Annotated in this window: 17 protein-coding genes; 7 read left to right on the plus strand and 10 right to left on the minus strand. The window is 55.1% G+C overall.

What is annotated here, in order from left to right:
• Positions 1-513: 513 nt before the first annotated feature.
• From AC6T8Q_RS10545 to AC6T8Q_RS10555, 3 genes are all read right to left on the minus strand, one after another.
• Positions 514-1,842 carry a S41 family peptidase gene (locus tag AC6T8Q_RS10545; protein WP_500679044.1) on the minus strand — a complete coding sequence of 443 codons (1,329 nt, stop codon included), beginning with the start codon at positions 1,840-1,842 and terminating at the stop codon, positions 514-516.
• Between the two features lie 64 nt (positions 1,843-1,906).
• Positions 1,907-5,059, minus strand: coding sequence for an efflux RND transporter permease subunit (locus tag AC6T8Q_RS10550; protein ID WP_500679045.1), 3,153 nt, complete (start codon positions 5,057-5,059; stop codon positions 1,907-1,909).
• 133 nt (positions 5,060-5,192) lie between these two features.
• Positions 5,193-6,479, minus strand: a complete 1,287-nt coding sequence (locus tag AC6T8Q_RS10555) for a hypothetical protein (protein WP_500679046.1) — start codon at positions 6,477-6,479, stop codon at positions 5,193-5,195.
• A 297-nt stretch (positions 6,480-6,776) separates the two neighbouring features.
• On the opposite strand from AC6T8Q_RS10555, the gene AC6T8Q_RS10560 reads away from it, so the two are divergent.
• The 3 genes from AC6T8Q_RS10560 to ribD all read left to right on the plus strand — a co-directional run bounded on the left by AC6T8Q_RS10560 (position 6,777) and on the right by ribD (position 11,214).
• Positions 6,777-7,832: a transaldolase family protein gene (locus tag AC6T8Q_RS10560; protein ID WP_500679047.1), complete on the plus strand. Its 1,056-nt coding sequence runs from the start codon at positions 6,777-6,779 to the stop codon at positions 7,830-7,832.
• 106 nt (positions 7,833-7,938) lie between these two features.
• On the plus strand, positions 7,939-10,065 hold the full coding sequence (locus AC6T8Q_RS10565; protein ID WP_500679048.1) for a YecA family protein: 2,127 nt from the start codon (positions 7,939-7,941) through the stop codon (positions 10,063-10,065).
• Between the two features lie 45 nt (positions 10,066-10,110).
• A complete protein-coding gene (gene ribD, locus AC6T8Q_RS10570; protein ID WP_500679049.1) occupies positions 10,111-11,214 on the plus strand; it encodes a bifunctional diaminohydroxyphosphoribosylaminopyrimidine deaminase/5-amino-6-(5-phosphoribosylamino)uracil reductase RibD in 1,104 nt (367 codons plus the stop codon).
• Positions 11,215-11,420: 206 nt separating this feature from the next.
• Here the strand turns inward: ribD and AC6T8Q_RS10575 are convergent, their stop codons facing one another.
• Positions 11,421-11,576 (minus strand): hypothetical protein, encoded by a 156-nt coding sequence (locus AC6T8Q_RS10575; RefSeq protein WP_500679050.1) that lies wholly within the window; start codon positions 11,574-11,576, stop codon positions 11,421-11,423.
• 129 nt (positions 11,577-11,705) lie between these two features.
• Here AC6T8Q_RS10575 and AC6T8Q_RS10580 point away from each other — a divergent pair, with 129 nt between their 5' ends.
• Positions 11,706-11,915 (plus strand): hypothetical protein, encoded by a 210-nt coding sequence (locus AC6T8Q_RS10580; RefSeq protein ID WP_500679051.1) that lies wholly within the window; start codon positions 11,706-11,708, stop codon positions 11,913-11,915.
• Positions 11,916-12,508: 593 nt separating this feature from the next.
• Here AC6T8Q_RS10580 and AC6T8Q_RS10585 read toward each other — a convergent pair.
• Positions 12,509-13,336 (minus strand): hypothetical protein, encoded by an 828-nt coding sequence (locus tag AC6T8Q_RS10585; RefSeq protein WP_500679052.1) that lies wholly within the window; start codon positions 13,334-13,336, stop codon positions 12,509-12,511.
• 177 nt (positions 13,337-13,513) lie between these two features.
• Here AC6T8Q_RS10585 and AC6T8Q_RS10590 point away from each other — a divergent pair, with 177 nt between their 5' ends.
• Both AC6T8Q_RS10590 and AC6T8Q_RS10595 read left to right on the plus strand, forming a co-directional pair.
• The gene (locus AC6T8Q_RS10590) at positions 13,514-13,885 is read left to right on the plus strand and encodes a DUF433 domain-containing protein (RefSeq protein WP_500679053.1); all 372 of its coding nucleotides are present in this window, start codon (positions 13,514-13,516) and stop codon (positions 13,883-13,885) included.
• The gene (locus AC6T8Q_RS10595) at positions 13,857-14,192 is read left to right on the plus strand and encodes a DUF5615 family PIN-like protein (RefSeq protein ID WP_500679054.1); all 336 of its coding nucleotides are present in this window, start codon (positions 13,857-13,859) and stop codon (positions 14,190-14,192) included. Before AC6T8Q_RS10590 ends, AC6T8Q_RS10595 begins: the two co-directional genes overlap by 29 nt.
• 11 nt (positions 14,193-14,203) lie before the next feature.
• Here AC6T8Q_RS10595 and AC6T8Q_RS10600 read toward each other — a convergent pair whose 3' ends face one another.
• Positions 14,204-15,094: an alpha/beta hydrolase family protein gene (locus AC6T8Q_RS10600; protein ID WP_500679055.1), complete on the minus strand. Its 891-nt coding sequence runs from the start codon at positions 15,092-15,094 to the stop codon at positions 14,204-14,206.
• A gap of 68 nt (positions 15,095-15,162) precedes the next feature.
• Positions 15,163-15,600, minus strand: a complete 438-nt coding sequence (locus AC6T8Q_RS10605; protein ID WP_500679056.1) for a secondary thiamine-phosphate synthase enzyme YjbQ — start codon at positions 15,598-15,600, stop codon at positions 15,163-15,165.
• A gap of 472 nt (positions 15,601-16,072) precedes the next feature.
• On the opposite strand from AC6T8Q_RS10605, the gene AC6T8Q_RS10610 reads away from it, so the two are divergent.
• Entirely contained in the window at positions 16,073-16,303 is a 231-nt protein-coding gene (locus AC6T8Q_RS10610; RefSeq protein WP_496919942.1) for a hypothetical protein, read from the plus strand.
• A gap of 156 nt (positions 16,304-16,459) precedes the next feature.
• Here the strand turns inward: AC6T8Q_RS10610 and AC6T8Q_RS10615 are convergent, their stop codons facing one another.
• The 3 genes from AC6T8Q_RS10615 to AC6T8Q_RS10625 all read right to left on the minus strand — a co-directional run.
• Positions 16,460-16,675 (minus strand): carbon storage regulator, encoded by a 216-nt coding sequence (locus AC6T8Q_RS10615; protein WP_496919941.1) that lies wholly within the window; start codon positions 16,673-16,675, stop codon positions 16,460-16,462.
• A 755-nt stretch (positions 16,676-17,430) separates the two neighbouring features.
• Positions 17,431-18,000 (minus strand): septation protein SpoVG family protein, encoded by a 570-nt coding sequence (locus tag AC6T8Q_RS10620; protein WP_500679057.1) that lies wholly within the window; start codon positions 17,998-18,000, stop codon positions 17,431-17,433.
• A 28-nt stretch (positions 18,001-18,028) separates the two neighbouring features.
• Positions 18,029-18,860: 4-(cytidine 5'-diphospho)-2-C-methyl-D-erythritol kinase (locus AC6T8Q_RS10625; RefSeq protein ID WP_500679058.1), on the minus strand; the 832-nt coding region annotated here is incomplete at its 5' end.

Consider the following 18,860-nt stretch of genomic DNA (forward strand, 5'->3'; position numbering starts at 1 on the left):
TCATGTAATTCGAGGTTTTTCTCGGCGATCACGGCGTCTCAGCGTGAAAATATTGAATCCCGCGCTGGCCAAAAATCGTTGTAGCATCCCGTTTGTGAATCACGATAATGGGGTCTTATTGTTAGCCGCGACGTGATGCGAAGCAACGCGGAAGAGTGAAGTGTCTTGAGGCCGCACCGAGTAACACGAGTTCCGGCAAGAAGAGGGGGGGACGCCAAAACATTTTTCCGATGAGCATTGCCGGTACTTCGTAAGAACTTGTTCCGGCCTACAAGTTTCACAACCCATTTCGAGGGACGGAGACTTTACACTATCCGTCCTGGCCATGCCGGAGGTCCAGTCTTATGGCAAACACACGATGAAAAAACACAATCATTTCAAAAGTGCGCAAAAAAGTCTGCCAAGTTGGACAAGTTGGAAGTCTTGCCGTTTTTCCCGAGAAATAGGAGGGTCGCCACCAGAAATCAACTTGGCAAGGTTTGCCAAGTTGAAGGGAGGTCAGAAATCAAGTCCTTATTCACCAATTTGACTTTGCAAGTAGCCAGCGGCCTGCTCAAGAGCTTCATCAGTAAAATTCTCGGGCAGTTTGCCGTCCTGCTCGTCGAACTGCTCGGCGAGAGAACCTTCCTGGCGCGGTCCAAGCAAGTCGCGGCGATAACGATACTTGCGCCATAGCAGATACTGCTCGTCGTCCATGGGAACGTCGAACCCTTCGTCCGGTTTCACGCCCCAGGGATCGGCGTCAGTATCGCCGGGCATGCGGTGAATGTTGTCGCCGCTTGGCCGCCAGTAAGTGGCTGAGGTGAGTTTCAACAAACTACGACCCGATTGAATCGGCATGAGCCGCTGGACGGTCCCTTTGCCATAAGTGCGCTCGCCGACGATGACCGCGCGTTTGTAATCCTGCAAACACGCGGCGACGATTTCGCTGGCGCTGGCGCTGTTGTGATTGATTAACACGGCTAGCGGAATATCAAGGTATCCTCCGCGGCCAGTTGAAACATACCGTTCACGAATCTGCTCATCGCGATCACGCGTGGTCACGATGGGAAGTCCCGCACGGAGAAACAAATCGCTGATGCCCACCGCTGCATCCAATGCGCCACCGTAATTGTCGCGGACGTCCAAGATCAAGGCTTGAACGCCTTCGGCCATGAGTTCGGCTAAATGGCGTGTGAGTTCCTCTTCGGTCTTATCGCCGAACTTGGTGATCCGCATGTAACCGATACGAGTATCGTTGAGGAGGTGATATTGCCACTTGTTGTTTTCATCGCGGTAATCGCCGAGGATCGATTCGACCGTAATGACGTCGCGGACGATTTCGATGTCGACCGGTTCGTCTTCGTCGAGGTGGATCACCGTGAGAATGACTGCCGAACCAATTGGGCCGCGCATCAGTGCGAGCACTTCTTGCATCTCAAGGCCTTCGGTGAGCTTGCCGTCGATGGCCACGACGAGATCGCCCGAGCGGATGTCGGCGTTGAACGCGGGAGTGCCCGGCTCAGGAGGACCAACGATAGTGAGCTGCGGCGGGTCGCCCAATTGCAAGATGCGAACTCCGATGCCGCCAAATTCTTGGATGAGATCTTCCTGAAACAGATCGCGGTCGGTTTCGTCGACGAACATCGAATGCTCGTCACCCCGTTTGTTGAGCACTTCGACCATGCCGTTCAGGGCGCCGTCGAAGAGCTCCTGATCGGGAGGATTCACCAACGACCAGCGGTCGATGACCGAATAACTGGACGACACATAACGGGCGAACGGGTTTTGTTCGGCCCGCACGTAGCAAGCATAGGAGACGATCGCGATCGTCAGAAACAAAAGCAGATTGCGGAGCGACACGACTCAGCCTCAAAGAACACGGTGCGAACAAATGCTGTTCGTATCGTATCAGTGTTCTACGAGATTATGAAGGGTGCCGACGGGGAGAGGTTTCGCGGCGGAGATTACGCAGACGGGCGTGCAAATCGGCGTGCGCACCGTCGATGACGTCGGTCCGTTGCTCCGTTGCAGGTGCCATGCGTGCTGCAAACGCTGCCGTGGGGGCAGGTTCAGCAGGGACATCGACGAACACGGGAGTGGCCGTTTCAGAAATCGACGGCAGATCGGATTCGGTGGAAAACCGGAGCTTTTTCAGGACTCGTTTGGTAGCCTCGGCGAAAGCACCAGGCACAGCCAAGGCAGCCGTGTCGGTCACGGATCCCTTGCCACCAAAATAGTAACCAAGCGGACCCGCCAACAAAGCGGGCAACAGAATGAGATCACCCACCAAAGCCACCGCCAATGTGCCGACCATTAAGAAGCCGAACTGCTGCGTCGGCGTGAAGCCGCTCAGGCCGAACACGGACAATCCAAGGCCACCGATGATCGCAGTCTGCAACATGGCCGGAGCACAACGATAGTAGGCAAACATGACGGCCTCAATGCGATTGAGACCCAAGGTAGTACCGCGACGGAACCAAGTTAAATAATGAATCGTGTGAGACAAGGCCAGCGCCAGTGCGATGCTCGCACTCAACATGATGCCGATGTCGACTTTGATGCCGAGCCAACCCAAAGTTCCGAAGATCACCACGAACGGGAACATGTTAGGAATCATCGCCGTGAGACCTGCCACAGCGCTGCGGAGGATGATGATCATCACGCCCGTCACGCCAACCGAGGCCCAGAAGACACTGTAGTTGAGTGTTTGCAGCAATTGCCGCTGAGTTTTGTAAACAACCGGCACAACGCCCGTGTAAACCGAACCAATCGGCCGCGGTTCGACGGATTTTTGCACGTCGACAGCCGCAGACAAATTGCTGACCTCCACGTTGGTGACGTCAATCATGTTGAAGCCACCGTCAGCGAGTTTTTTGGCGGTGGGGTCACTTTCCGCCGACACGAGAATCAGGGCATCCTGAGCACCCAAGGCTTCCACGGCTTTGTCAAGGTAATGAGGTTCTTCCATCTGCGTATCAAACGGAGTCAGATTAAAGAACGTCACGCCGCGCAAGCGCTGCCCATCAGGCAAAGTCCTGGGCCGCACGCCGCTTTTGAGTAGCAAATTCGCAAGCACCGATTCTTGGCTGTTGAGAATGGGTTCCGGAGCAGCATCGGGTGTGCGGTAGAGAATGCAAATCTGCGCCCCGTCGAGTTTTTTGCCCTGCTTGTGCAATTGCTCGACTATGATATCCCGTTGCTGATAAGCAACGAGCACCGGATCGACGGCCGATTTCAATTCTTCCACGAATTGGCCGTAGTCAATTTCCTTAACGCGCCCCTTGGGATTAGCCAAAGCTTCCACGCGTGCGCTCACGCGCCACAATTCGCGGCCGGTTTCGGAATAAGCGTCGGTGAGCCTCTCTTTGCGCAAGTAATCGCCGGTCAACAGCAGGGCACTTTGCTCTTCGATGCCTTTATTGATCGAATAATCGTTGCTGCGATCCGCAGCTATGCTGATTCCTGTATCAGTATTGGTCGGAGCAAACGTCGCGGCCGACATGGCGCGGCTGACTTCCGGAAGGGCTTCGACGCGGAATTGGATTTCGCGGATCATTTCGAGCCGTTCGAGCATCGTCATCCGATATTGTTTGCCGTCTTGTTCGGCATGGACATCAGCGTTGCGAATTTTCTCGGGCGGTACGGTCACCACGACTTCCATGGGAACGAGATTACCCAAGTTTTCTTCCAGCCAGGCGTAGTCTTGAATGATGTCCGTCTTCGGGCTGAAGAGTTTCAATAGCTGCACCGAAGTGCCAATTCGCGTTAAGCCAAGCGCAAAGATAGCCGTCACGATCACACAAATGACGCTAACAAGGGCGTGCCGTCCGACGACAAAGCCGAACAGATCGAGCAGCCAATCAGGCAGGTTCGTGCTGCTGGAGCGTTGGATTTTGCGATCGTCGAGCGGAAAGCGATAGAGAACCACCGGTAAGATCGAGAACAGGACTAGAACCATCGCCAACACGGCGACAGTTGTAAACAGGCCGAATTTCTGAATTGGCAAGATGTCGCTGGCAAGGAGGGTGCTCAATCCTAAGGCAGTCGCCAAGGACGCCAATATACTGGGCCACCAACAACTGCGAACGGCTGTTTCCACCGCGGCAGTCGTTCCCTGTTCACGGCGAGCATCGAGATAATAATTGATGAAATGAATCGCGCCGGCCAATCCGAGGACGTAAACCACGGCGGGCATCGACATTAGAATCGCATCGACCTTACCAAGATGAGGCTCACTCAAGCTCAGTAGTGCGATCTCCGCAACTCCGAAATAAAACACAATGGCCAGACTTAAGCCGGCGCTCAGAACGCCGATGGCAAAGACAAGAGCGGCGATCTTGAAGCTGCGGAAACAGATGAAGGCTAGGCCAAAGCCGAATAAACCGGCACAGCTGGAAAGCTGCACAATGGTGTGTGTGGCTTCGAAGTCGATGGCAATATTTTCGACGGGCGGTCCGCCCATGTGAATCGTTTCACGGGGAATAGCACATTCGTTGGCGGCAATGTCGGTAATTTTCTCGACAGCTTGCCGCAACGTTTTGTTGTCTTTGGTTGCTTCGGCAGTGAGATACACTACCAAGCAAGTCGTGCGGGTGTGATCTCCCAGCGAGCGGCCTTGGGCATCGCGTCGCACGGGCCCAACCAACGCTCCTTCCAATCGGGATGAAGCTTCGGCATAGCTCAAACTAAGTGGAGCAGCAGTGAGTTGCGCAAGAACGCTAGGTCCCGAGACGACCTGGTTGTACCAACGTGCTCGTTGACGAAGGTCGGAATTCTCAGCCGCATTCGAAATAGCGTCCTGACTGGGCGCAAGTTTGCGAGAGAGTTGATCGAGTTTTTCGGTGTTGGCGAGGGTGCAACCGTCCCAGCTTACGAGTGCGAACTGCTCTCCCGTGAAATGGTCACGAAACCACCGGAGATTGGAGGATTCAGAAGATGTGTTAGGTAGCCAGTCCTCAACGCGATTGGCGTTTGATTGAATCGCACGCCTCGCCCCCACGGGAATCAGGGCGATCAGGAACGCGGCCGCCAGCGCCAACACCAAATAGTTGGGCAGGCCGAACGTATTTCGCGCCAAAAAGGTAGTTCGCGATGTGTTTTGAGGAGCTGTCACTGAGCTAGGTTCTCGTCTTTCGTAATCCGTCACGAAGAAGCATGAATTGTTGAACGGGCCAATGGGTTGGCCGCGGACACCCCGTTCGTTTTGCGGTCTACCAATAGCTCTCGAAGCCAAGGCTTCCACCCAGGTAATAGTTGTCGCTACCACTTGAGATCGTGGTGTTGCCGCTCGGGACGAAGTCGAGTTGTTTTGGAGCAACGGCCAGATGGTTGATCAGCATGGCTTCCAAACCGACTCGCAATGACAAGTTGGGGCGAATATGATACTTGCCAAGCACGCCCGCTTGTCCGATGAACGCAATATTATCGCCTTGCAGGTCGGCACTTCCTGATGTCACGTTACCCGTCACGGCGAAGTCCGATTGAAGGTCCATAATATTGAGATACATGCCTCCCTTACACCATACTCCTCCACTCCACCGGGCTGTTTCGTAAGTGCTGCTGGCACCAAGTTGAGTGCCGATTAGCAAATTGTTGGTGTTGACGTAGTAGTTGCCGGTTTCGGTGACGTCGTCATCATCTCCGTCCGGGATGCCAAAGGCGTTCCAGTAAAGCTGTTCGCTCAAGTTGAACAACCGAAGGCCAGCCAAGAAAGCGTTGGATCGTGTCGGGTTGGCTCGGCGTACCCAGTGCCCGCTCGGTTCAAGTTCCATGCGATCTTTGAGCATGCGTTGCTTGACGTGATAGTTCAATTCAAAGTTATTGAACCAGCTGTCATACTTGTAATTTGTAGATTGCGCCCCATCGAATGAAGGATTGAATCCATCGATTTGGATGGGAACACTAAGATCTGCGCCGGTCAACTGGCCCTGTTGGCTCCAGTTCCCGCCGCCCCAAGCCACAAACTCAAGGTTGTGATCGCGGTTGGCATCATCACGGAAGAGAAAGCGACTAAGCGTGAGGCGTGGAGTTCCTTCGGCACCGGGGATATCGCCGCGAATGCCCAACGTATTGAGATTTGCTGTATCGTCCGAAACAAGCAAAATCGGATCGCGAGCAAATGTTCGGTTCATAATAACGGCGTCGACCTCTGCAGACCAAAAGCCGCGTCGCAACCAAGTCCCCGAGCTTTCCAAGATTGCCGGTTGGCAGCTGAAAAGCTGCAAATCTTGGCCGGTGAAATAATCCCAGGAGGGCGCGGAATCGTCGGAACTCGTGGACGGCAATGAGAGCGGTTCCTGCATCGGCACCGGCTCAAGGCTTTCGCTCGGCAACTCGAGCTTGCTTGAGGAAATCGACATTGGTTCGGCAGGGTCGGGCATCATCATTTGAGGCGGCAATTCGCCCAAAGTCTGAGACTCGAATAGGTCCTGCGCGGTTGCCCCTCGACTGGAAACCACCAGTCCCACCATCATCAGGATCACAACGAACTTTTTCACTGGAGAAACCTCCCACACGAACAAAATGCTCAACGTAGCGCACCGGGCGCGTCAGTATTCTCGGACAGGGAAATCATCGACTTCCGGGCCGCGGGGATGCAGGAATAACCCTCAAAATCGGAAAAATCGTCAGAAGTCTCCTATTCAGAAAAGCGGTCGTTAAGCCTCGCAGTTTTGCTAAACTAGCGAGTCGCATCCGCTAGCAGCCTAACGAAGCAGGAATTGTTAGAATGACGGCGACGATTAGCATCTGCACCGCTAGCACGCATTACTCTTTAAAATGGAGATTGTCGAAGCATGGCTTCTTCACTCGCATCCTTGGTTCAGTGTGGTACGAAACTGTGGCTCGACTCGGTTGATCCGGACCTGATTATCGAGAACTTGGCATTCGGCGCGACTGGAGCCACCTCCAATCCCATCATCATTAGCGACCTCGTGAAAACAGGGCGCTTTGATGCCCAACTGGCCGAACTCACCAAGCAACCGGGGAGCACGGCACAAGCTGCCGCGTGGGCGTTAACCGATCAAGTCGTGGGCGCGGCGCAGCAAAAGTTCCTACCCGTTTGGGAACGAACCGCTGGTGATGACGGCTATGTGAGTTTTGAAGTCGATCCGCTGCTGGAAGATCCCACGGCTGATATGCCGCACGTTGAGCGAGTGGCTCGCTATGTGTCCGAGGGAACTAAATGGTCACGCGGCCACAAGAATCGCATGATCAAAGTGCCGGCGACCCCGGCGGGCTTGGCGGCACTACCTGAACTGGCTGCACGAGGAATTCCCCTCAATGTGACGCTGATCTTTTCGATGCGGCAATACGAAGAGGCTCGCGACGCGATCTGGCAAGGGGCACAGAAGCTCGATTCGTTGGACCACTTCAAGAGCGTCTACAGCATCTTTGTTTCACGGGTGGATGTCTACACACAGAAGCACGTCCCCGGATTGTCGAGTGCAGCGCAAGGGCAAGTTGGCATTCTCAATGCCAAGCAACTTTGGAAAGCCAATCAACAGTTCTGGGCCGAGCACCCGACGCCGCTCAAGCAAGAAATCGTCTTTGCCAGCACCGGCACGAAAAGCGCCAGCGATCCCCCCTGGAAGTATGTGATCGCACTTGCGGGGAGCGACATTCAAACCAATCCTCCGGCAACGAACGAAGCCGTGGCCAAGAGTGATGTCGAATTCAAGCGGACCGTGGATGTCTTTCCTCCGGCGGAGGTGATGAACGAGATTTCTACCGCTGTCGACATGAAAAAATTGGAAGAAACCCTGATGAGCGAAGGGATTCAAAAGTTTGCCGATCCGCAAAAGGCGCTGCTGGCTTTAATCGCCGAAAAATCGGCGAAGCTAGCCAGCTAGTCACCACTCCACGCGGCTTAGACGCAGGTTCCCCCCTGCCCTGGGATTGTGTTACGATTCAGGCTGTTAAATTGCCCTTTGTAACACATTCGACAGGCGGACTCTCATGGCCCTCGATCCTTACGCCCCGTGTCCCTGCGGCAGCGGTAAGAAGCTCAAGTTTTGTTGCAGCGACCTCGCACCGGATATTGAAAAAGTCCAGAAGATGATCGCCGGCGAGCAGCCCCATGCCGCCCTGAAGCATATTGAGGCCTTGCTCGAAAAGCAGCCTGACCGCGCGTCGCTGCTTGATCTGCAAGCCAATCTGCAGCTGTCGATGCATGAGTTCGACGCCGCAGAGAAAACGATCAATCACTATTTGGCGAAGCAACCCAAGAACCCTGCCGCCCACGCGCAGCGAGCTGTTCTGCTCGCCGCGACCGGTGAGGGGATGGCCGCGATTGGTCCTTTGCAGGATGCCCTGGAACTTTTGAATGACGACATGCCGTTGCGGGTGTTCGAGGCGATCGGCTCGGTGGGGCACGCGTTGTTGATCGAAGGCGAGTTGGTGGCTGCCCGTGGGCACTTGCTGCTTTATGCGGGGATTGCTCCCGAAGGTGACAATCTCGCGCTTGAGTTGCTGCTGCGGATGAACCTGCAAGCTGGCTTGCCTTTGTTGATGCGGGAATACTTGTTGCTGCACGATGCTCCCTCTGATGCAGCATGGAAGGTGGAGTTCGACCCCGCGCTCAAGGCTTCGGGCCGTGGGCAATGGCGCGCGGCCGAAGGAATTTTCGCGTCGCTGCGCGATAAAGTCGGTCCCGAACCGGCGATTGTTTATAACCTCGCGCTGGTGCGCGGTTGGTTGGGCGATGTTGAACGCTTTGCCGCTGGGTTGCATGAGTTCGCGCGGCTGGATGTGCCCGAGCATCAGTCTGTGGAAGCCGAAGCGTTGGCTCAGCTTGTGAATCCCAAGCTCATTGATCCGGTGCTCGAAACCGTGCGATTGGCCTACGCTGTGAAAGATGAGGACGCACTCGCCGAAAAACTTTCCAGCGACAAACGTATCGAAGAGTATCCGCTCGATCCGACGAAGTTGGAAGAAGATGCCGTGCGTCCGCGGAGCACGCACATCTTGCTCGATAAGGTCACGCCTCCGGCGAATCCCGATCTCAAACGCGACGAAATCCCCAGCGTGTTGGGTTTCTTGAGTTTCTATGGCAAGCGCACCGATCGTGGTGCGCAGCTTGAACTCACCACTGACCGCACGGCCGAGTTTGAAGACGTCAAAAAGTTGCTCGTTGAAATTGCGGGCGAAACACTCGGCGAGATTTTGGAAGAAGAAGTCGTCGCGGAAAAATCGGTAAGCGAAGATTCGCTGAGTTGGCGGTGGCGATTGCCACCGGGAACGCCCATCGAACAGCGCCGCCGCTTCGTGGCCGAAGAACGCCGCAGCGCGATCATGGAACGCTGGACGGCCAGCCCTCGCGCGGCTCTCAACGGCAAGAGTCCAAAGGAAGCGGCGGGAGACGCCGACTTGCGAATCCCGTTGCTGGCCAGCGCGTTGATCATCGAACAAGCGGCCGGTGAACCGAGCGAGCTGGAATTGTTCGACCGCGTGCGCGGAGTCTTGGGTTTGCCTCCGGCCGAAGTGATCGATCCCGCGGACGTCGACGTCGCGCAGATTTCGATAGTTCGCGTGCCGCATTTGAACCTGAGCAAATTGAGTGATGCTCAACTGATGAAGCTGATCGAGCGCTCGACCATGTTGGGTGCGAACCTGGCCACGCTTGTCGTCGCCGGGGAATTGGTGTCGCGTCCGACTCACGAGGAGAAAACCGATCTGAGCTCGGCGTTTCGTCAGCTCGCGAGAATTGAACCCGATTTGGCGAAGGCGCAAGAATGGGTTGAGAAAGCACGTCAGTGGTCGCACGCCAACAATCGTTCGGTTGCCGAGTGGGTCTTGATGGCCTTGGAGATTGCGATCCAGCGCGGCGATTCACCACTCGCTCAAAATCTGCTCGATGAGATTCGCATGAATCACATCAACGAGCCAGGTGTGGCCGAAGCAACGTATCGTTTGTTGTATGCCGCGGGGTTGATCTCGCCACGTGGCGGTGTTGGCTCGCCCACGCCACTCGCCATGCCTGCCAATCGGACAGATGCTCCCGCGAGCCGCAGTGGATTGTGGACGCCTGGCAGCGAAGATGCCACAGCAGCACCGCAAGGCAAATCCGCGATCTGGACACCGTAAAGGATCTGTGAACCACGAATAAACCGAATTCGTGGTTTCTCTCTTATGGCATACGCAAACCATCAACAGTTTTTGGCACATGCGATTGGCCTTGCCGAGGCGGGGCGGGGGTGCGTCGAGCCGAATCCGCTAGTTGGTTGTGTGATCGTTCGCGATGACCATGTCGTGGGCGAAGGTTGGCATCATCAATTTGGCGGACCGCATGCCGAGATCAATGCGCTCGCGCAAGCTGGCGAACGAGCTCGCGGGGCCGATCTCTATGTGACGCTCGAACCTTGTTGCCACCACGGCAAGACACCGCCCTGTACCGAGGCATTGATTCAAGCGGGCATCGCGCGGGTGTTTGTTGGCTGCGAGGATCCCAATCCGCAAGTCGCTGGGCAAGGCGCTGCGAAGCTGCGTGAAGCGGGCATCGCCGTCGAGGTGCTGCCCGACCAACAGGCGGCGAACAAGCTGATTGCCCCCTTTCGCAAGTTGATCACGCAGCGCCAACCTTGGGTGATCGCCAAGTGGGCGATGACGCTCGACGGCAAGATCGCGACCCACACCGGCAAGAGCCAATGGATTTCCAGCGAAGCCAGCCGCGCGCTCGTCCACAAAGTCCGCGGGCAAGTCGACGCGATTCTCGTCGGCCGCTTGACCGCGGAACGGGACGATCCGCTGCTGACCGCCCGGCCTACCGGCCCGCGCGTGGCGACACGGATCGTGCTTGATTCCGAGGCTTCGATTTCGCTCGAAAGCCAGTTGGTGCGAACCATCGACCAAGCGCCGCTCTTGATCGTGACCAAGGAAACGGCTCCCGTGGAACGGATCAATAAACTTGAACAATTGGGCGTGGAAATCTTCAAACTCCCCACCGTCCCTTGGCAAGAACAACTCGTGCGGCTGCTCGAAGAACTCGGTTCGCGGCAGATGACGAACGTGATGGTCGAAGGGGGCGCGCTCGTGTTAGGGGCGTTTGCCGACATTCATGCGATCGATGAAGTCCATGCGTTTATTGCTCCCAAATTGGCTGGCGGCAAGGACGCTCCTTCGGCGCTCGCCGGTGAAGGTTTAGCTGACATGATGGCCGCCCAACGGATCGTCGACGTGGAAATCAACGTGCTCGACGGCGACGTGCATGTCCACGGGTTCGTAGACCGCGCGTAGGTGTTGCACGGTCAGTCCGTGATTCCCGCGCAGAGCCAGCCTCACGGAGGTGGGGGCGGGAATTCAGTGTAGGCCGGAACAAGCTCCGCGCAGTTCCGGCAATTCACAGCGTGTTGTACTTCTTGCCGGAACTGCGCACGGCTTGTTCAGGCCTACATGCTTTTCAGGTTTGCCAGCTTGGCGAGGTTTGCTTGGTTTGCGCCCTCTTAAATGTTGCCAAGCAGACGCAATCGAACTTTGTCATCTTGTTCAACTTTTGCAACTTTGTCATGCCTGCGACGGCTGCTCATTCCAAGAGCGTAGCCCATCACGAAGCCATGCAGGCGATTTATTTTTGCTTCTATAATTTCTGCCGTCGCCATGAGACAATCAAGCAGACCCCAACGATGGCAGCGGGGATTGCTGATCGGCAGTGGACCGTGCAAGATTTGCTACGGGAAGTGAGTAACAACTAACCTGCCCACCCAATGGTGCGCGGAAAGGAACCTTTTATGGCTACATCCAAGACTAGTGTCCTCGTCGTGAACGTGCTGTTCTGGGTCGTGGCAGCCCTACTCCACCCGGTAGCGAATCTTTTGCCTACTGGATCGGGCGAGACACCCAAGGTGTTTTCCTTGCTGATTCCTATCCTATTCTTATTACTCGCGTTTGGATCAACCGCCATGATGTCTCGTGCGATAGGACAGCAGAAGGGCCAATAATTCTCAAGGCGATGAAATTTAATTAGCCCCAAAAATACCGACAGTGCCTGCGGTTTGATCAACTTGCCGAGCGGTTTTCTCGAAGCGGCCAACGATTTCTCGACTTTTTGCCCAAGCTGCCAAGCTTTGCCGAAGGGGCCAAGAAAAAGAGGACTGTCGGACTATGGACGGTGGGACTATGGACCGTCGACTATGGGACACTGAGTGGAACGAAAGCGCGTACCGCTAGCGCAGCTCAATGTCATCCCCGCGCAGGCTCAATGACCAAGGCCCAATGACCGAATGACCAATGAGAAACTGGCCTCTGACCTCCGGCCTCTCGCCTCTTTTCCAAATTATCAAAGAACGTCTCGCCATGTGGGCACGAAAGTTTTCATGACGAATAGCTTTCCCTCGATTTTACCCCATCCGCGCGGCCATTTCTTGCGCGATTTTTGGCCGGTGGGGATTTTGTTCACGCGGAGACGCAGAGGACGCGGAGACAGGAAGTCGATTTCTCAACAGAGGGATTGATTGGCTGGCATGGCGGGTAATTTTGACTTGGCTACCCGAGAGCAAGACGGCGAAAAGCGGTGGTCTGTTTGCTAACCGCATTACTTCATGTAGTTGTTCTGATATGTGCCAACTACTCTCAGTTTGCCATCGGAACGGAACGCAAAGGCGAAGCCGGTTCGGTAGAGGCTATCACTTCCCGGCCCCAAATATGCGAACGATCCCACAATACAGACCCACCCATCTTCTTCGGACATGGTTTCATAGTCATACTCAGTAAGGTCAATCTGAACGTGTGTGTGATCGCACCCTGCGTTTGGTGGAACCACGCTTACGGCCCGTTGGAATTCGCCTTGGACCTCCGCAACTTCTTCCCATTGCTCTTTGGCATGAATGTTCCGGGTGCGGAACATAATCAGACTAATTCCAAGGACAACACCGGGGCTGGGACCAGTATTCTCGAATCTGAAAGACAAATCGGGCCGGTTGGTAACGCCACTTTTTTTGAGGAACGGATTGACTATCGCCACCCACGGCCTTTGCCCATTACGCATTAATTCAAGAGTTTGCTCTGTTTGTTGGACTTGGCGACCCGTAATCCACCATTGCAGGCCAGCAACTACAAACAAAGCCGCTGTAAACAAGGCTACTATTTTTTCGGAACTATCTATCCATCCGGGGCGAGAAATCGCCCAAATTGCTACGGCAGCGAGAATGCAAAGGAGAAGAAATTTACTGCCATTAAGGATGGCATTGCTGACGCGACCGCTTACGTTTTCATTGGATTGGCACTTTTTCCGTTTTCGTGCAAAGAACTGACAAATAGCGTCGGCACCAAGCCAAGCGTATTCCCCATTTTCTTCCTGCCTTTCGCGATCTTGCTGAGGGCCAGGGCTTTGGGTGCCATCTTCGGATAGTAAATTTGACATTACGCGTGAACCATTGGTGTAAAATTATGTCTGCTAAGTATGAACACAATTTAGCCCCAATGCCACAATTCCTTACGAAAAGTAGCCCGCGGCGATGCTGGATTATTGTGAGCCGAGACGGCAAGAGCTTCAGTTGGCTGGAATTCTCTTAAATGGATTTCGTGGTAGAATATACGTATGGCTACCGATCTCTCAAACTCAGGACTGACGGATCACACCGAAACAGAACGTATCGTGCTGACGGCTGATACGTGCCGGGGAAAGCCACGCATCGCAGGTTCGCGCATTCGCGTGCAGGACATCTATTGGTGGCACGAAGTGGAAGGCAAAAGCGCCGATGAAATTGTGACTTCGTATCCGCAGCTTTCGATGGCCGATGTGTACGCGGCTCTGAGTTATTTCTGGAGCCATCGCGACACGATGCTCGCAGAGTTGCAAGCAGACCGTTTAAGCTACGAAGAGCAAAAACGATCCGCGCCCTCACTCGTGGCAGAGAAACTTAAAAGCATCGGCCATTTGAATGTCGCGGACGATTCGGTTTCATCTTGACGAGCATGTTGATCCCGCGATTGCCGATGGCTTGCGGCGGCGCGGCATTGATGTCACAACGACCGTCGAGACTCAACTGCTCGGTGCTGCTGACTCTGAACAACTTGCTCATGCGATTCGGGAGGCACGAACGCTGGTGACTTTTGATTCCGACTTCCTGGCGATAAGTTGTCGAGGAGCAAATCACTATGGAATCGCATATCGCTTTCAAGGCAATTCTCATATTGGCCAAGTGATTCGAGGACTGGAACTCATTTGGGAACTGCTTGAGCCTGACGAAATGAGAAATCAGTTGGAATACTTATAACTGTCCAGCTATTACTCCAAGCCTCTCGTCCTCAACCACCTTTCCAGCCAACCTACCGTCTGCCCGTGAGTGAGCGTTTCGGTATGCAGAAATAGCGTGCGCGCGTTGGCGAGTTGTTCGTCGGTGACGTCGGTGTCGATCAGCATCTTGCTCGCAGAATCCAGCTTTTGTATGTGCGTGAATAAGTAGACGTTCTCTTTCGACAGATGGTCGGTGAAGATGCTGAAGAGTTTTCCCTCGGGATTCTTTTTGACCCAGTCCACGAACATGTCGAGATTGCCGTAGCTCGAGTCCAAGAGGCCGATGCCCGCGATTTGCTGTTCGAGCCCGCCATGATCGGCTGAGCAAGCTATTGCTCGGTAGGCGCCACTACTGCCGGCGAGCAGGAGTTGGCCGAGTTGGGGTTCGTCGATTTTCCCTTCCTGATGCAGCGTGGCGAGCGCTTCCTCGACCAGATGCTTGAGGCCGTCGGTGTCTTCGAGCTTGCCGCAGGAGGAATCGGGCGCATCGCGCGGACCTTGGGGAAAGACCAGGATGATGTTTTGGCCGCTGGCGACAATCTGCTCGCGGAGTTTTTGCTTGGTCAGCGCATTGCGGACGTTGTTATTCCAGCCGTGGAGATAGACGAGCAGATTGGCTTTCGGCGTACGGCGAAAGTCGCGCGGCACGAACAATCCCACGGTGCTATCGGAGTAATGCGGATCGGCGGGATACGTGACTTTGTCGTAAGTGTGTCCCTCGGCGCGGGTCGGATGGGGATAGGGAGCGGACTTCATCGGCACGAAGGCGGTTTCGCCCTCGGCGGTCGTTTCCCATTCTATGGGCGCAGCCTCCGCTGGTGGAGCGGCGGTGAGGTTGTTGGAGATAAGTAATGCGAAGGTCAGTAGGAGGGTGCGTAGCATGGCTTTGTTTTGAAATTGTTTGTGTGAAGGGAAATAAGTCTTAACTTGTGTGAAACCTTGCAGGGGACTTACGTCCCCCGCTCGCCGGCTTCGCCGTGGATGGTGGCGATGACTTTTCTGCGGCCGCCGTGGTTGCGGTGTTCGCAGAGATAGATGCCTTGCCACGTGCCGAGGCAGAGTTGGCCGTTGGAGATGGGGATGGAATGCGAGCAGCCGATCATCGACGACTTGACATGCGCGGGCATGTCGTCGGGGCCTTCGCAGGTGTGTTGGTAGGGGAACGACTCCGGCGCGATCGCGTTGAAGCTGCTTTCTAAATCGAGCGGCACATCGGGATCGGCATTCTCGTTGATCGAAAGCGAGGCCGACGTGTGTTGCAAAAACAAATTCAACAAGCCGGTTTGAATGCCGTCGATTTCGGGCAAGGCCTCGAGAAGTTCGCGAGTGATGAGATGAAACCCACGCGGGCGGGGCTTGAGTTCGAGCTGTCGTTGGATCCAGGGCATAATTGCTTTCGCGAATGTCGGTTAGGGCTATTATTAGCACCTTAGATTCTAGTCATTTTGTGGCGTGTTCTCATTCCTACAAAACGAAATGTCCAACAGAAGATTTCGGAGTCGAAAGCTTGGGTGAGAAACCGTTTCAGGGGCTTAATCCTCGGGAAAAAGCTGGTCCCGCTGACCCACGTGTTAAAGTTTCACAAACGGCGCACATTTCGTTGCGCGAATTGTCAATCCCTCTTAACAAAAAACTTGACATCGTAAATCCTGTAGCAATAATCTCTTACTTGAACGTTAACAAAAGCGAAATGGCCGGCAACAAGAAGCTGTCGGCGAGCCGAATGGATCGGGCCTGGCGGCAGACCACGCGGCTGATCCATCGTGGTAGTTTATCCACCTCACCCGAGTTGGTCGTTCAAGCTCCTTCGAGTGGCTTGCCCCGCCGGAGACCAACTTTACAGCTGACGGAGTCTGAAACATGCCTGACCCAAAACTGAAGAACGTGTTTGAAGCCATTCTCAAGTATGGCCATGACGAAGATTTTGCTCCCCGCGTTGACGACCAGTTCAAGAGCACGCAAGCTCCCGCTGGTTCCCGCGAGAAGTTAGAAGTGTTGGCCGAGCGGATCCGCTCGGGCCATCCCTTGTGGCACACCGATGACCGGGCTGACTACAGCGGTCTGACCGGTGCCGTGCGTCCGCGTGACTGAGCGACGCGAATTTGAGATCCATTTGAAGGCCGCCGGCTGTTGTCCGGCGGCCTTTTTTTGTTGCTGTCGCCAAATTTTGAAGAAGAGAGTTGCGAAGAGCGGCCGCATTACGGGGGAGGGTGCTAGGCTGCGGCGGGCCTGCTAATTTTTGCTGGCTTAGCCAGCGATTTGGAGGTTGGCCAAATCGGTTTCGATTTCCAGGACGTTGTTCTGACCTTTTTCAAAAGGCTCGAGCTCGTCACGCAACACCAGCATATCCTTGGGGGCTTCGATCCCGATGCGGACCTTGTCGCCGCCGATGCGGACCACTGTGATGACGATCGAATCTCCGAGACGAATCCGCTGAGCTTCTTTTCTTGAGAGTACGAGCATTTGAGACCTCCTTGTTTTCCCGCGATGGGTCATGTGAACTTATGTATAGTAATTGGGTTGCCGCGAAGTTTCAATCCCATGTTTCGCGTTGGCCCGGACAATAACTTCTTGTGTTTGCTAGCGGTCGTTAACGGAGTTGGGACAACTCCGGCTAACTAATCTCGTGGGGGAGTTCGGGGGCTTCGACCAGTTTGGTGCGTTGCACCCGTTCGCCACGTGATCCGTAAAACAGAATCGAGTTGGAATCTGTTTCCCAGATCGCTGAAAGTCTTACTGCTCGCGGGCCGTAGAGGCAAAAGTACACCCCGCAGGGTCGGCCGGCTCTCGTGAGCAATCTGACAATCAGTTGGCAGCAGTCGGTTTTTAATAATTCCAGTTGGCTTAAGGTTTCGAGGACGTAACAGCGAATTTGCTCAAAGTTTTGAATGCGTTCGTGGCGCTCCAGCATTTGAGTTTGTTCACCTCCAATGAAGGGCGGAATGATTGGATAAATGTAACTCTTCAGTAGCTTGGCGATTCTGGGTAATATGGCGACAGGGTAATGTATCGGCAAGATATGCCGGCTACTAAAGCAGGAATGCTAGCGCACGCCAAACGGAATTTTGGCGGAATGGTTCAAGAGGGAAAAGCGAGTGAACCGCTCATGGACGCTGATCAGCGCTAATGAAATATCCATGTAACACTGCTGGGCGATCCAGCAGTGGCACACGTGCTAGCACCGGGGGAGCACAGTCCCTGGGCGTTGAGTTGCTAAGCTAAAAGATGCCCGTTCCGAATGAGTCGCCCTTTTCGCGTGGTGGTGCGGTGCGGGGGTGCGTCTTGCCGTGGGAATCGTGCGGAGCAGGCCGGCCGTGGGCGCGGTCGACTCGGCCGCGAGCCGGAATCGCGTCGTTGGAATCGTCTTGAAAATCGATGTCCACGTCGTCGTAACGCGAGATATAGCCGGGGACCTTGGAACGCTCGATTTCGTCGTAGTATTCGTTAATCACATGGTCCTGAATCATTTCGCGGCAATGCGAATTGATCGGGTGGGCAATGTCGGCATAGAGTTTCGCCCGGCCATCGGCATCGAGCGGCATGCGATCTTGCGAAAGCCCCGCGCCGCATTGGTTGCAATACTGCGCGCGCAGGTGGTTTTTCATCCCGCACCGGCCGCAATGGGCCGTGAGTTTGCGGCTTGGCATGGCGACAAAGGGCCCGTTCGATCCGTCGATGATTTTCAAATCGCGGACCACGAAGCAATTGTCAAAGGTGATCGAGCAAAACGCCTTGAGACGTTCGCCCGGATCTTCCATGAGTTTGATTCGCACCTCGGTAATATCCACGGTAAGTCTCCTTGCGAGGTGAAACGCCTTACCAGCCGCTGGAAGTTGCCAGCACAGTCCCCAAATATTGCGCGGAAAGCTTACGAGCCAACCGTCGTGCATGAATTGCCGAGCGGGCGATTCCCACCAACGTGGAACCGCTGCCCGTCATAAATTGTCCGAGGCAGCCCGCCCGAGACAATGCCGCTTTGATCCGTAGGATCTCTGGCGCGAGGCGGGCTGCGGCCGCATCGAGCCGATTAGTCATCAGTTCACCTGCCCCACCAATGGCTCCCCGCTGGAGCGTCGCGATCAATTCCCGCACGCGGGTTGCGGAAGCTTGGGATCGGGCGGGAGAGGGCCGTTCTCGTTCACCCAATTCCGCGAAGACACACGGCGTAGACAAGCCGCGAACTGGCTTGACCAAAACAAAATGTAAATGCGGCATTCCCTCGATCGCTGCAACTCTTTCACCGCGACCGCGGCAAATTGCGAAACCTCCGCCGACGAAACCACCTTCTAAAAAACAAGGCACGTCGCTCCCCAATTTGACAGCCAGATCGATAAGTTTGGAATGTGTGAGACCCAGATGCCAAGCTTGATTGGCCAGGACCAATGTCGCGGCGGCATCACTACTGCCACCTCCCAAACCGGCCTCGGTGGGGATGCGCTTGACGAGGTGAAAATGGCCATGGGGCTGGACACCAGCCATTTCCGCCAAAAGTCGTGCAGCGCGAAGAACCAAATTGTCATCTGCCTTGAGAGGCGAATGGGTACGGCTGCCGAGAGCCTGTTGGTCAATCGTCAGTGAGCAGGTTGACTCGTGCCGCGAATTGACCCTCACCGACCAGGTCAATTGGTCGTAGATGCGGATCGGCACC

The sequence above is a fragment of the Bythopirellula sp. genome (genome assembly GCF_041737835.1).
Taxonomy (GTDB): Bacteria; Planctomycetota; Planctomycetia; order Pirellulales; family Lacipirellulaceae; genus Bythopirellula.